This window comes from Chryseobacterium sp. G0201, assembly GCF_003815655.1.
In the GTDB taxonomy this organism is placed as follows: domain Bacteria; phylum Bacteroidota; class Bacteroidia; order Flavobacteriales; family Weeksellaceae; genus Chryseobacterium.
Genome location: NZ_CP033917.1, coordinates 995,704 through 1,010,144 on the forward strand (window position 1 = coordinate 995,704; position 14,441 = coordinate 1,010,144).

General features: G+C 31.7%; 15 protein-coding genes. 14 read left to right on the forward strand and 1 reads right to left on the reverse strand.

Annotation, left to right across the window (positions count from 1 at the left end; genetic code table 11):
• Positions 1 to 23 precede the first annotated feature (23 nt).
• The 14 genes from pdxA to EG348_RS04490 all read left to right on the forward strand — a co-directional run bounded on the left by pdxA (position 24) and on the right by EG348_RS04490 (position 12,863).
• Complete coding sequence (gene pdxA, locus EG348_RS04425) at positions 24 to 1,115, forward strand: 4-hydroxythreonine-4-phosphate dehydrogenase PdxA (RefSeq protein ID WP_123981014.1); 1,092 nt, start codon at positions 24 to 26, stop codon at positions 1,113 to 1,115.
• A gap of 84 nt (positions 1,116 to 1,199) precedes the next feature.
• On the forward strand, positions 1,200 to 1,724 hold the full coding sequence (locus tag EG348_RS04430; RefSeq protein ID WP_123981016.1) for a YceD family protein: 525 nt from the start codon (positions 1,200 to 1,202) through the stop codon (positions 1,722 to 1,724).
• A 69-nt stretch (positions 1,725 to 1,793) separates the two neighbouring features.
• Positions 1,794 to 1,997 carry a 50S ribosomal protein L32 gene (rpmF, locus tag EG348_RS04435; protein WP_034678990.1) on the forward strand — a complete coding sequence of 68 codons (204 nt, stop codon included), beginning with the start codon at positions 1,794 to 1,796 and terminating at the stop codon, positions 1,995 to 1,997.
• Between the two features lie 128 nt (positions 1,998 to 2,125).
• The gene (gene accB / locus EG348_RS04440; protein ID WP_123981018.1) at positions 2,126 to 2,605 is read left to right on the forward strand and encodes an acetyl-CoA carboxylase biotin carboxyl carrier protein; all 480 of its coding nucleotides are present in this window, start codon (positions 2,126 to 2,128) and stop codon (positions 2,603 to 2,605) included.
• A gap of 90 nt (positions 2,606 to 2,695) precedes the next feature.
• Positions 2,696 to 4,051, forward strand: coding sequence for an acetyl-CoA carboxylase biotin carboxylase subunit (gene accC, locus EG348_RS04445; protein WP_123981020.1), 1,356 nt, complete (start codon positions 2,696 to 2,698; stop codon positions 4,049 to 4,051).
• 105 nt (positions 4,052 to 4,156) lie between these two features.
• On the forward strand, positions 4,157 to 5,401 hold the full coding sequence (gene rocD / locus EG348_RS04450) for an ornithine--oxo-acid transaminase (protein WP_123981022.1): 1,245 nt from the start codon (positions 4,157 to 4,159) through the stop codon (positions 5,399 to 5,401).
• A 7-nt stretch (positions 5,402 to 5,408) separates the two neighbouring features.
• Entirely contained in the window at positions 5,409 to 6,197 is a 789-nt protein-coding gene (locus EG348_RS04455) for a glycosyltransferase family 2 protein (RefSeq protein ID WP_123981025.1), read from the forward strand.
• 95 nt (positions 6,198 to 6,292) lie between these two features.
• A complete protein-coding gene (locus EG348_RS04460) occupies positions 6,293 to 6,958 on the forward strand; it encodes a polysaccharide deacetylase family protein (protein WP_164463254.1) in 666 nt (221 codons plus the stop codon).
• A 40-nt stretch (positions 6,959 to 6,998) separates the two neighbouring features.
• Positions 6,999 to 7,748: a glycosyltransferase family 2 protein gene (locus EG348_RS04465; protein ID WP_123981029.1), complete on the forward strand. Its 750-nt coding sequence runs from the start codon at positions 6,999 to 7,001 to the stop codon at positions 7,746 to 7,748.
• Positions 7,749 to 7,751: 3 nt separating this feature from the next.
• Positions 7,752 to 8,738: a hypothetical protein gene (locus EG348_RS04470; RefSeq protein ID WP_123981031.1), complete on the forward strand. Its 987-nt coding sequence runs from the start codon at positions 7,752 to 7,754 to the stop codon at positions 8,736 to 8,738.
• 3 nt (positions 8,739 to 8,741) lie between these two features.
• On the forward strand, positions 8,742 to 9,929 hold the full coding sequence (locus EG348_RS04475; protein ID WP_123981033.1) for a glycosyltransferase: 1,188 nt from the start codon (positions 8,742 to 8,744) through the stop codon (positions 9,927 to 9,929).
• A gap of 19 nt (positions 9,930 to 9,948) precedes the next feature.
• Entirely contained in the window at positions 9,949 to 10,992 is a 1,044-nt protein-coding gene (locus tag EG348_RS04480; RefSeq protein ID WP_123981035.1) for a glycosyltransferase family 2 protein, read from the forward strand.
• Between the two features lie 4 nt (positions 10,993 to 10,996).
• Positions 10,997 to 11,977: a hypothetical protein gene (locus tag EG348_RS04485; protein ID WP_123981037.1), complete on the forward strand. Its 981-nt coding sequence runs from the start codon at positions 10,997 to 10,999 to the stop codon at positions 11,975 to 11,977.
• Between the two features lie 13 nt (positions 11,978 to 11,990).
• Positions 11,991 to 12,863, forward strand: a complete 873-nt coding sequence (locus EG348_RS04490; protein WP_123981039.1) for a glycosyltransferase family 2 protein — start codon at positions 11,991 to 11,993, stop codon at positions 12,861 to 12,863.
• A 126-nt stretch (positions 12,864 to 12,989) separates the two neighbouring features.
• On the opposite strand, the gene EG348_RS04495 is transcribed toward EG348_RS04490, so the two are convergent.
• Complete coding sequence (locus EG348_RS04495) at positions 12,990 to 14,372, reverse strand: MAC/perforin domain-containing protein (RefSeq protein WP_123981041.1); 1,383 nt, start codon at positions 14,370 to 14,372, stop codon at positions 12,990 to 12,992.
• Positions 14,373 to 14,441: the final 69 nt, after the last annotated feature.

The following is a 14,441-nucleotide window of genomic DNA, read 5'->3' on the forward strand; positions in this document are numbered from 1 at the left end:
TATAATCTTCAAAGATAATCAAAATGAGCCCAAAAAACCATAAAGTACGAGTAGGAATTTCAATCGGGGATTTCAACGGCATAGGACCAGAAATCATCATGAAGTCTCTGAAAGACAAAACTATTACTGATTTTTTCACTCCGGTAATTTTTGGTTCGGGAAAATTATTTACCTATCAGAAAAATATTTTTAAGCTTAATTTAAACTTTAATTATATCAACGAAACTTCTCAGGCACAGGCAGGAAAGATCAATATGCTGAATCTTGTGAAAGATAATTCTAATGTAGAACTGGGAAAACCAACAGAAGAATCAACCAAATTGGCTATAGATTCTTTGGAAGCAGCAACTGAAGCTTTAATGAATGGAGAAATTGATGTTCTTGTAACAGCTCCTATCAATAAGGATGAAATGATGAAGATGGGCTTTAAACATGCCGGTCATACAGGATATTTTGAAGAAAAATTTAATAAAAAAGGATTGATGTTCTTAGTAACAGACGATTTAAAAGTTGCCGTTTCTACCCATCACATTCCATTGGCAAAAGTGGCGGAAAATATTTCTAAAGAGAAAATTAAAAAGCAGATTCGAGCTTTGAACCAAACTTTAATTGAAGATTTTAATATTTCCAGACCGAAAATTGCGGTTTTAGGATTAAATCCACACTCAGGAGACGGCGGCGTGATTGGAAATGAAGAAATTGAAATTATTTCTCCGGCGATCAAAGAACTTTCTGACAACGGAATTTTAGCTTTTGGACCTTTCCCGGCAGACAGTTTTTTCCAGCCTAGTAAATATAAAAGCTTCGATGCTGTTTTAGCAATGTATCATGATCAGGGCTTGGCACCGTTTAAAACATTAGCTTATGAAGAAGGTGTAAATTACACTGCTGCGCTTCCCTTTATCAGAACATCTCCCGACCACGGAGTTGCGTACGACATCGCAGGACAAAACATTGCAGATGAGCAGAGTTTTACAGAAGCAATCTTCACCGCGATTAAAATTTTCAAGAATAGAAGCGAATACAACGAATTGATGAGCAACCGTATGCAGCCAAGAAAAATGGTTACTGACAACGGAATTGACGAAGATTTACCTGATGAAACTGAAGCATAAATCATTAAAACCAACTTTAAATTAATTTGTTGGAGATTTTATTTGTAATTATAAAAAAAATGCATATTTTTGCACACTCATTTTATGGACAAGTTAAGAAACTATGACGTGAGCTTTTCCGGACTGAAAACCGGGAAGCATCAGTTCAAATTTGAGATAGACAAAACGTTCTTTCAATTATTTGACACTGAGCAGGAATTTACAAATCCTAAGATCACAGTAGATGTTTTTCTTGAGAAACATACTACTTTTTTAGAATTTGAGATTGAAACATCTGGGACTGTAGATCTGGTTTGCGATATTACAAACGCAGATTTTGAACATCCCATTGAAAACGACATTAAAGTTTTGGTGAAGTTTGGAGAAGAGTACGATGACAGCGAAGAAGATGTTATCACAATCTCAACCAGCGACCACGCTTTCAATGTAGCACAGTTGATTTACGAAAATGTAGCCCTTTCCATACCAATGAAAAAGGTTTCACCTAACGTAAGCGATGAAGATCTGGAAATTCTTGAAAAATTCAGCCCAAAAGAAGTTGAAAAAGAAAAAGAACCGGAAAGTGACCCCAGATGGGAAGCACTTAAGAAATTAAAAGATAAAAATTAAAATAATTTAAATATGATGAGAGGATGAAAAGAATCTCATCGCTCATCAAATTAAAAAAGTTATTACAAGATGGCACATCCAAAGAGAAGACAATCGTCCACAAGAAGAGATAAGAGAAGAACTCACTACAAAGCTGTAGTTCCTCAATTAGCTAAAGATGCAACAACAGGAGAAATGCACCTTTACCACAGAGCTCACTGGCATGAAGGGAAACTTTACTACAGAGGTAAAGTAGTATTGGAAAAAGAAGTAGCAACTACTGAAGAAAACTAAGAAGTCGTTTTTCACTGAAAAACACTCGTTTTTATACAAAAACCGCCCAATTTTTATAAAATTTGGCGGTTTTTTGTTGTTTTTTACGTTTTTTTGGTATCTTTGACCCAAAATCAAATATCAAATTTATGGACATTAAAGACATACAAAATCTTATTAAGTTTGTATCTAAGGCGGAAGTTTCTGAAGTGAAGTACAAAACTAAAGATTTCGAAATCACTATTAAAACTCCATTAGCTGGAAGCGAAGTAGCATATGCTCAACCTGCAGTTTACCATACTGCTCCTCAACAAGCTGCTCCTGCACAAGCTCCAGTTGCTACATCTACACCTGCTGAAAAAGCTGAGGCTGCATCTGATGACAGCAAATATATTACAATCAAATCTCCAATGATCGGAACTTTCTACAGAAAACCATCTCCTGATAAAGATGTTTTTGTAAACGTTGGTGATGAAGTTTCTGTTGGTAAAGTTGTTTGTGTAATTGAAGCAATGAAATTATTCAACCAGATCGATTCTGAGGTAAGCGGAAAAATCGTTAAGATTTTAGTTGATGATGCTACTCCGGTAGAATATGACCAACCTTTATTCTTAGTAGATCCATCTTAATTTAGGTTACAGTTTTTAGGTTGCAGAATAAATGTTTTGCAGACTAAATTTTCTAGTACCTATTACCTATTACCTAAAATCTAAAAAAAGATGTTCAAAAAAATATTAATTGCCAATCGTGGCGAAATTGCAATGCGTATCTTACGTACTTGTAAAGAAATGGGAATCAAAACTGTTGCAGTATACTCTACTGCCGACAAAGACAGTCTTCACGTAAGATTTGCTGACGAGGCTGTTTGTATTGGTCCTGCAATGAGTAAAGACTCATACCTAAAAATCCCTAACATTATTGCTGCTGCAGAAATTACAAATGCAGACGCAATACACCCAGGTTACGGATTCTTATCTGAAAATGCTAATTTCTCAAGAATCTGCCAGAAAAACGGTATCAAATTCATTGGTGCATCTCCTGAGCAAATTGAGAGAATGGGAGATAAAGCCAACGCTAAAGCTACCATGAAAGCAGCAGGTGTACCATGTGTACCTGGTTCTGAAGGATTAATTGAATCTTACGAACACGCTGTAAAAACTGCTGAAGAAACAGGATATCCTGTAATGATCAAAGCAACTGCCGGTGGTGGTGGAAAAGGAATGAGAGCTGTTTGGAAAGCTGAAGACCTTAAAGATCACTGGGAATCTGCAATTCAGGAAGCTGTGGCTGCATTCGGAAACGGAGGTATGTACATGGAAAAACTGATTGAAGAGCCTAGACACATCGAAATTCAGGTTGCGGGTGACCAATTTGGTAAAGCTTGCCACCTTTCTGAAAGAGACTGTTCTGTACAAAGAAGAAATCAGAAATTAACAGAAGAAACTCCTTCTCCGTTTATGACTGACGAACTTCGTGAGAAAATGGGTGACGCAGCCGTAAAAGCAGCCGAATTCATTGCTTATGAAGGTGTTGGTACCATTGAATTCTTGGTTGATAAACACAGAAATTTCTATTTCATGGAAATGAATACGAGAATTCAGGTTGAGCATCCAATTACTGAGCAGGTTATTGACTATGACTTAATCAGAGAACAAATTCTTTTGGCGGCTGGAACTCCAATTTCTGGAATTAATTATTATCCAAAATTACATTCAATCGAATGTAGAATTAATGCTGAGGATCCTTACGCAGATTTCAGACCATCTCCGGGGAAAATCACAGGATTAAACATTCCTGGCGGACACGGAATCAGAGTTGATACTCACGTTTATTCTGGATATACAATTCCTTCTAACTACGATTCAATGATTGCAAAACTGATCACAACGGCTCAAACTCGTGAGGAAGCCATTGCTAAAATGAGACGTGCTTTGGAAGAATTCTATATTGAAGGTGTAAAAACGACTATTCCTTTCCATAGACAATTGATGGATGATGAAGATTATCTTTCAGGAAACTATACTACAAAATTCATGGAGAGCTTTGTAATGGATAGAAAATATGATAATCATTAAGATTATTTTTAAATAAAAAAATTGAAAACTGTCTCATTTTGAGGCAGTTTTTGTTTTTATGTCTTCTCGTATTAAATTATTAACTTTGTACAAAACCAAAAATATATGTCAACAGTAGAAACAGCAAAAAACTCACAGTATTTTATTGACCTTGAGGACAAACATGGCGCACACAATTATCACCCACTTCCTGTAGTTTTAGACCGTGGAGAAGGCGTTTTTGTTTGGGATGTGGAAGGTAAGAAATATTATGATTTTCTTTCTGCTTATTCTGCTGTAAACCAAGGACATTCTCATCCTAAAATTGTTGAAGCTTTAGTAAATCAGGCTAAGAAATTAGCTTTAACATCAAGAGCTTTTTACAATTCTAATTTAGGAGAATACGAACAGAAAATCACTACCCTTTTTGGTTTTGATAAAGTTTTACCAATGAATTCCGGAGCAGAAGCTGTGGAAACTGCGGTAAAATTAGCAAGAAAGTGGAGTTATGAAGTAAAGGGAATCTCAGAAAACGCTGCAAAGATCATTGTTTGCGAGAATAATTTTCACGGAAGAACAACAACCATTGTTTCTTTTTCAAACGATCCTGATGCGAATCAAAATTATGGCCCTTTTACACCTGGTTTTATTAAAATTCCATACAACGATATTAAAGCTTTAGAGGAAATTTTAACTCAGGATGCTCAAAATATTGCGGCATTCTTGGTTGAACCAATTCAAGGTGAGGCCGGAGTTTATGTTCCGGATGAAAACTTCCTGAAAAACGCTTCTGAACTTTGTAAAAAACATAACGTTCTTTTCATTGCAGATGAAGTTCAGACAGGAATTGCAAGAACAGGTAGATTAATTGCTTGTCACCACGAAGATGTACAGCCTGATATTTTAATTTTAGGAAAAGCACTTTCTGGCGGAATGTATCCAGTTTCGGCTGTATTAGCAAACAATGAGATCATGAATGTTATTAAGCCTGGACAACATGGTTCGACATTTGGAGGAAACCCAATCGCTTGTGCAGTTGCAGTTGCAGCTTTGGATGTTGTTGCAGATGAAAAATTATCTGAAAGAGCAGAAGAATTAGGTCAGTTATTCAGAAGTGAAATAGAAAAAATCATTGAAAAATCTGATTTAATTACGAAAGTAAGAGGAAAAGGATTATTAAATGCTATTTTAATTAATGATACTCCGGACAGTTCTACAGCGTGGAATCTTTGTTTACAGTTAAAAGAAAACGGATTGCTGGCAAAGCCTACTCACGGAAACATTATCAGATTGGCACCACCTTTAGTAATTACAAGAGAGCAATTGCTAGATTGCGTACAAATTATAGAAAAAACACTAAATGAATTTTAAATAAAAAATGCCACTTTCCCTCGCGGTCATTACTTACAATGAAGAAGATAATATTGTAAGATTTTTAGACTCACTTATAGACACAGTTGATGAAATTATAGTCGTTGATAGCTTTTCAACAGACAAAACAAAAGAGATTTGTACTCAAAAATATCCTCAAGTAAAATTCTTTGAGAAACAGTTTAATGGGTATGGTGAACAAAAAAACCATGCCCTTACTTTATGCTCAAACGAATGGATCTTGTTTCTGGATGCGGATGAAGTTCCGGATGAGGATCTAAAAAAATCAATAAAAAAAATTATTTCTTCTGACAGCCCCGAATTTAATGTTTATAAAACGAAATTCAACAACCATCTTGGAATTCACCTGATAAAATATGGAGGTTGGGGGAACGTTTGTCGCGAAAGACTTTTCAAAAAAAGTTGCGCCCAATATTCTGATGATAAAGTACACGAATTTTTAATTACAGATGAAAAAAAAGGTCTACTGGAAGGAAAACTAGATCATTATACTTACAAAAGTATTCAGCATCACATTACCAAGATCAATAAGTATTCTGATATGATGGCAGAAAAAATGTTTGAAAAAGGCAAGAAAATCAAACGATTTAAAATAATTGTAAGTCCAATATTTGAATTTATAAAGGTTTTTATTTTTAAACTTGGTATTCTCGATGGTTTTCCAGGCTTTTATATTGCAAAAACAATGTCTTATTATACCTTTTTGAAATACATAAAGCTGTATGAAAAAATCAGGTTAATTGAAATCGAAAAAAAGCACGGTAAAATATTATGATTTTTTATTCTCTTATACTTTTATCCGCAATCTTTATTATATTCTATTTCCGTCTTTATCTTTTTATTTTTCAAAAGAATAGACTGATTATTTTAATGTATCATCAAGTTGAAAAAGAAAGCAGTGAAGATCTCACTATAAATCTGGAAAATCTTGAAAAACAATTTAAATATTTAAAAGAAAAAAATTACTTCCCAAAGTTTTTTACAGAAATCAATATCCCCTCAAAAAAGAGTGTAATTCTAACCTTTGATGATGGCTATAAAAATAACTTCGAATATTTACCTTCTTTGCTAGAAAAGTATGATTTGAAAGCAACAATTTTTATTTCAACAAAATTTATTCAGAAAGGTTATAAAGAGTATGACATGATGACTTTTGAGGATATCAGAAATTTAAATAAAAAATATTTCGAAATAGCGCTTCACACTCACGCTCATGAAGATTTCAGAAACGTGTCGATTGATTTTATTGAGAGTGATTTGAAAAAAAACATGCAACTTCTTACCAATGAAAACATAAATTATTCAACTGTTTTAGCTTATCCCTATGGAAAATATCCTAAAGAAATTGCTAACAAAATGAAACTTTTTTCAACTTTAAAAAATTTAGGAATTGATTTTGCATTAAGAATAGGCAATAAAGTGAATTATTTTCCTACAAACAAACCCTATGAGCTTTGTAGAATAGATATAAAAGGCAGAGATACGATAATAAAATTCAAATTAAAACTTATCTTTGGAAGATTAAAACTGTTTTAAAAAGATATAATTTTTATAGTTTTTAAACCTAATAACCGTTATGATGAATATAAGTGGCTTAATCATAACACAAAATGAAGAAAAAAACATACAGCAAGTCCTTGAATGTTTCGATTTTTGTAATGAAATAATTATCGTCGATTCATTCAGCACAGATAAAACTGTAGAAATTGCAGAAAAGTTCCCAAACGTAAAAATAATTCAACATAAGTTTGAAGATTTTACAAAACAAAGAAATTTGGCTTTAGATACTGCAAAAAATGATTGGGTGCTATTTCTCGATGGTGATGAGAGAATTACACCTGAATTAAGAAAAGAAATAATAGATGAATTAAATAAAGATCAGCAAAAAGACGCTTACTATTTTTATAGAAAATTCTTTTTTGCAGAAAAACCTATAAATTATTCAGGAACTCAGACAGATAAGAATTTTAGACTTTTCAGAAGGTCTAAGGCTAGATATATTGCTGGGAAAAAAGTTCATGAAACGTTAGAAGTTAACGGAACAATCGGAGAATTTAGAAATAAATTACTACATTATTCCGTTTCGGATTATGAGTCGTATAAACAAAAGATGATTCATTACGGAGTTTTAAAAGGACAGGAATTAGCTATAAAAGGTAAGAAATATAGTATTTTGGCTCAGTACGCTAAGACAGCATTTAAGTTTTTTAAAGCTTACATTATGAGACTTGGAATTTTCGACGGGAAGGAAGGTTATCAGCTTTCCTACCTGCAGTCATTAAGTGTTTTTGAAACTTATGAATCATTAAAAAAAGAGCAAAATTAGTTGATGAAGATTTGTATAATTAGTTATGATTTCTGGGGATATGATCAATATATTGTTGAGACATTAAGCAAAAAAGGCATTAATGCTCAACATATTAAGATCGCTTCAATCACTCACTCTAACTTTGGAGAAAGGGCTACAAATGCCCTAAGCAAAACTTTTCTCAACAGAAACTTAAAGAAAGAAAAAAGACAGCAATTTGTTCTGGATTCATTAGATGAACAAGGTCATTATGATCAGATCTTAGTTTTAAATCCGGACACATTCAGCATATTTACTTTAGAAAAAATAAAAAAACATACCAACAGGCTCATCACTTATCTTTATGATAGTCTGGACAGGGTTCCTGTAAGTGAAAATAAGTTAAAACTTTTTGATAAAATCTTCTCATTCGATATCGCAGATATTGAAAAATTTGGGTTTGAAAAATTAACAAATTACATTTATCTATCTCATTTGTCAAATGATGCACAGAAGCCTGAGATGGATCTTTTTTACATCACTTCTTACGACAACAAAAGGGTTTCGCTCATAAAAACACTGGCAAAAAGGTTAACAGATCTTAATCTAAAATTTCAGATCATGATCATTGGGAAAAAAGGCTGGAAACATCAATTTAAAAATATGTTTATCACAATTCCCGAAAACTTATCGATTATCTTTAGTATAAAAAAAATATGCCATCAAAAGCTTCCTGAATATTATCAAAATTCAAAAGCCTTATTGGACTTGACACGCGAAAATCAATACGGTCTTAGCTTCAGGGTTTTTGAAGCATTAGCTTTAGATAAAAAAATTATCACAGATAATGAAGCCATTAAAAATTACGATTTTTATAATCCTAATAATATCTTGGTTTTAAACGAAACATGTAGTAATCTTGACAAAGATTTCTTTGATAAGCCTTATGAAAAAATTCCGGAGGATATTTATCACCAATATACGCTTGATCATTGGACAAATAGAGTTTTTGAATTAAATAAAAACTAATAAATGGGAATCCTAAAGAAAATAAAAAAATATTTCAGAAGAAAAGAAAAACTCAAAGCTCTTAACACTAGTGATATTGTCAATATAGAATTATTTGATTCATCAAAAAAAACAATATTATTCGCTTCAAGAGACTTCCCTACTCATGATAAAGATTCCGGATCAAACAGATTAAAAGAGATCATTCTGATTTATAAACAATTGGGATACAACTGTATTCTATTTGCACCCAATATGTTTGAAGACGATTCATATGTAAAGTTTTACAAACAACATCAAGTTATTGTATTTGTAGAAAATACAAAGTATAAAGATATTTTTAGTTTTATTTCCAGCTTTAAAACTATTGATTATGTTTGGTTTAACGGTCCACTTGCTTTAAATTTATTCTACAAGAAAATGAAAAGCATTCTACCCAATACAAAATTCATCTATGATATGGTGGATATTCATTTTTTAAGATATAAAAGAGCAATCGAGATTGAACCTACCCGTATTTCTTTAAAGAAAAAATACAAACATTTCTTTCATCTAGAAACGGTAATTGCACCACAATTGGATTATATTATTGCAATTTCTGACAAAGAAAAAGAGGTAATGAGCCAATATGTGGATAAAAATAAGATCATTACCATTTCAAATATTCACTATCCGAAAATTGATATTTCCGAAAGAAAATCGTTTAACGAAAGTAAAGGAATCATTTTTATTGGTTCTATCCATGAGCCAAATATTGATGCCGTAAGATTTTTATACGAAAAAATAATGCCTCTTGTCTGGAAAACAAATCCGGATCTGGAAGTAAGTGTTATTGGTAACGTTGCAGATAAATTAGACATCAAGCAATTTCCTAAATTTAAGTTCTTAGGTTTTGTTGAAAGTATTGAAGAACATTTTATGACTTCAAAAATCATGGTCGCTCCGTTGAGATTTGGAGCTGGCGTTAAAGGAAAAATCGGCCAGGCTTTTGAGTATTTCTTTCCAGTAGTAACCACAGATATTGGTGCAGAAGGCATGCAATTGATGAATGAAAAAAATGTTTTGATCGCTAATGACGAAGTTTCTTTTGCAGAAGCTATTATTCGACTTAATAGTGAGGAAGAATTGTGGAATACATTAAGAAACAATTCAATAGACAGTCTGAAACCATTTTCTTTGGAAGCAGTGAGCTCTACATTAAAAGAAATTTAATCCCTTTAGATTTTTATCCATGAATAATTCCAACTTTCTGGTCAGTATTATTGTTCCTTGCTACAATGCATCTTATTATGTAAAAGATGTTCTTAAAAGTATTCAAAACCAGACTTCTCAAAATATCGAGTGTATTATCATCAATGATGGCAGTACGGACAATACGTTGGATATTATTAATGATTTTAAAGATCAGAGGTTTCACATTTACAACCAAGAAAACAAAGGTCTTTCTGATACAAGAAATTTCGGTTTGGAAAAAGCTACCGGAGATTTTATATTTTTCTGCGACAGCGATGATATTCTTCCTCCAAAAGCAATTGAATCTTTACTGTCAAAATATACCGGAAAAGAAGACATTATTGTTGGAAAAACAGCCAATTATTCATGGGAAGAGAAAAAAATAATCTCTTATTTACCTCATCCAAAAGAGCAACAGTTCTTAGCAAATAATAATTCTGAAGTTCTATTAAAAAATATAACCGAAGGATTAAGCCCAATTGCACAGAACAAATTGTATAATTCTAAATTTTTAAAAGAAAACAATTTAAGATTTTTAAGCGGAATTTACCATGAAGATGAATTGTGGTTTTTTGAGACCATGTTTAAAGCAAAAAACGTAATCTTCACGCCAGAAATTACCTATCATTATACTATTGATAATGCACAATCTATCACTAAAAAAAACAGTGATAAAAACCTTTTTGGATATTTAAGTGTCATTAAAACTATTTACGATAAATATTATTTAAAACATCCCGAAAAAAGCATTATCGCTTACTATATTTCTTATTTAAAGAAAATTATAATCGGAAATTACAAACATCATTCAAATTACTCAAACGAAGCACTTCAACGAATGGAAAAAACTTTCAAAGAAGTGAATCCTAAATTTAGTGATCATATTGAGCTGAAAAATATTGAGAAAAAGTATTTTAAATACATTAATAATGTAAGTTTAAAGGATGTCGATACAATAAAAAAAGAGTATTTTAATAATCCAGTTAATAGTTTAAGAAAGCAATATAAAATATTGTTGTTCAGTATCTTTAATTCAAAATAAAAAAGTGAAAAAGGAAAGATTTCTTTTGGTGATGCCCGATTATTCTGATTTTCCCAAACTATTTTTAGATAATTTGGAAAAGGAAGGTTTTGACACGTATTTAATAACGGACAAACTTCCAAAATTTAAATATAAAGGCAGCGAAAGCATTAAGAATTTTTTCGTTAAAAATATCCTTAGAAATAAAGATTACAAACAAAATCTCATCAACCAGCATAACCTTAAGAAACTTAATAAATGTCTTTCAGAAATTGATGGTGAATTAGATTACATTCTGGTCATTCGAGCGGATAATTTCCCAATTCCTTTTGTTAAAAATTTAAAGAAAAAAACAAAAAAACTCATTGCTTATCAATGGGATGGTATTGAAAAATTCCCGGAAATAAAAAACTATTTCAATCTTTTTGATACCTTCTTCTGCTTCGAAAAAGTAGAATCTGAATACAATATCAAGTCCATCACTAATTTTTATTTTGACCACTTACCCACATCTCAAAAAGTTTATGATACCGAAAAACCAAGATTGTATTTTGTTGGTCTATACTGGAAGAGTCGTGAAGAAAAGATTAATAAATTTATCGATCAGGTTTCTGATTTTCCTGTAGAATTATCAATTTTCATTCAATATTTCAAAGAACCTGAACGTAAAAACGACAAGATAAAGTATATTCAAAACAGAATAACTTTTGAGGAAAATCTTGAATTTGTAAAAAATTCCGACATCCTTTTAGATTTTGTTGATCCTCTACACAATGGGCTTTCTATCCGTTTTTTTGAAGGAATGTATTACAAGAAAAAAGTAATAACCGATAATATTATGGTGAAAAATTACGATTTTTACCACCAGGACAATATCTTTGTTGTAGAAAATGACAATTATAAAAATATTGAGCAGTTTTTAAAAGCTTCTTATCATGAATTACCTGAAGATGTTGTAAAAAAATATGGTTTCAGTAGTTGGATAAAAAAAATAATAAATGGTTAATATCTTCTAAAACATGAATGACTCAATAAAAATTTCAGTAATTGTTCCTTGTTATAATCAAGCATTTTTTTTGGATGATTGTATTAATTCTTTAATTGATCAAACCTATCAAAATTGGGAATGTATTCTTATAAATGACGGCAGTACAGATAATACTGAAGAAAAATCATTAGAATGGCAAAAAAATGACAGCAGAATAAAATATATAAAAAAAACAAACGGAGGATTAAGCTCTGCCAGAAATAAAGGTATTGAAAATATAACCGGTGATTTTGTTCAGTTTTTGGATTGTGATGACTTTCTGTATAAAGAAAAGTTCGAAAAATCTATACAAAAAATAAGTAATCTACATAATACTGTTATAATCACAAATTTCAAGAGATTTGATAATGCTACCAAAACAGATCTCCCTCCACATTGCATATTGGATGAAAAATATTTTTCTCAAAGAGAAATATTGCTAAAATGGGATAATACCTTTTCCATTCCTATTCACTGTGCTATATTTTCTAAGGATATTGTTGAAAAATATAAGTTTGACGAAGAACTTCGGGCAAAAGAAGATTGGGTATTCTGGCTGCAAGCATACGGAGAAAACCCCAAAACACACTACATTAATGAACCTCTTCTAGCTTACAGAATGAGCTCAGCAGGCATGACAAATAATGAATTTTTCATGTATGAGAACAAAGCAAAAGCGATCGTAAAATTCGAACAAATCATTTCTGATAAAGATCTATTAAGAGAATTTTTTAAAGAAAACCTTTTAGCCACCATGTACGAAAACTTTCAACTCATGGAAAGAATAAAATTACTTGGTTATAAAAGAACAATGAAATATAAAATCAACAAAGTACTGAAAGTATTACATCTTAAGAAAAAATAAAAAGTTTATTAATTCCTACTCTTTTGTATTCGCTATTAAATTCTTATAATCAAGAATTTACGTCCATAAAAAAACAGTAAAATCGTAATGATTTTACTGTTCAATATTTATAATCAGAAGTTCTATTTAATAGGCATAAAATTCTATGCCCTCATAAACATATCCGCTAGGTCTTATACTTGATTTTGAATAATAATGATCTTTTCCATTCCAATATCTATAGATTGGGACTGTATTTGGCTGTTGCGTCGCAAAAGCATTGAATTCTATCCCCTCATCCGAATATCCAGAATAATATCCAGGAGTTCTTGTATAATAATGATCCTTCCCATTCCAATATCTGTAAATTGGGATTGTATTAGGAGCTTTGTAAAGGAATGCATTAAACTCTATCCCTTCAAAGTTATATCCACTGTAATTTCCTGAAGTTCTTGTATAATAATGATCTGTCCCGTTAAAATACCTGTAAATAGGAATTGTTTTAAACTCAAGAAACACTTTATTATCAATTAAATATTGATCTACATACGCCTTCAGCTGAGCTTTTTTAGCAGGATCTTTCACCAAATCATAAATAAGAACCAAGCCATTACTTCCAAAATCAACTAAAACAGAATTGCTCGGATTAGAGCTATTTTGCCAGTTTGAAATATTGATTTTAGGATTATTCTGATCTAAGTTCAATTCTCCCATTAGTCCTATTGCAGGATTCCCTCCTCTTGTTCTGTAAGATAATTTTTTAGAATAATTTTGATTAGAACTTGAAGTATTTACATCATTCGTAACATCAACGTCAAAAATATCCTTCATCCCAGCTTTAATACCAACTCTAGCAGCATGATCACGACTTTGATTCATTGTTTCCGCTTGGAACATTATATCTAACTTAGCTCCTGTATAAATATCCAAAGCTACGTGAGTACCATAATCACTTACAATCTGTTGTGGAGTTTTTGTCTGTAAATCTTGTGTAAATTCCGGAGTTAAGTAATCTCCCAACATATCAGTAGTTGCATTAAATCTTAATCTTTTTTGTTTGATCGTTAAATTATAGCTACCATAAATATATTTTGCATCATATTTATTAGTATTTGTAACCGCAGAATTAAAAGAAACAGAAAGCGTTTTCTTGAATAAAGGAATTCCTGCTGTTGCATTTACTTTTGTAGATACCATTTTAGAATAAGTTTCCGCATTCTCTCCATATTCTTCTACATATTCCTGAGAAAAAGTATTTTCACTGATCAATCTTGCGGTTTGTTCATTTTTAAAACGCTCAACATCAACAACCTGAAAACCAGCAGAATTAGCATTTGCATATTCTCCTGCAACATCATAACCATGTCCTAAAATGTCGTAAATACCATCTCCAGCAGTTTTTCCAGATAACGAACGGTTAGAACTTCCGGCTTCGCCAGCAGTGATTTCATTATTTAGCTCATCAGTAGAACATGAAGCTAAAAATAGCATTAGAATAGCACTAATGCAAAATAGAATTTGTTTTTTCATGATAAAATAGTTTTTAAACTTGCGGCAAAGATAATATTCCACATTGTGTGAAAAAATTAAATTAAAATG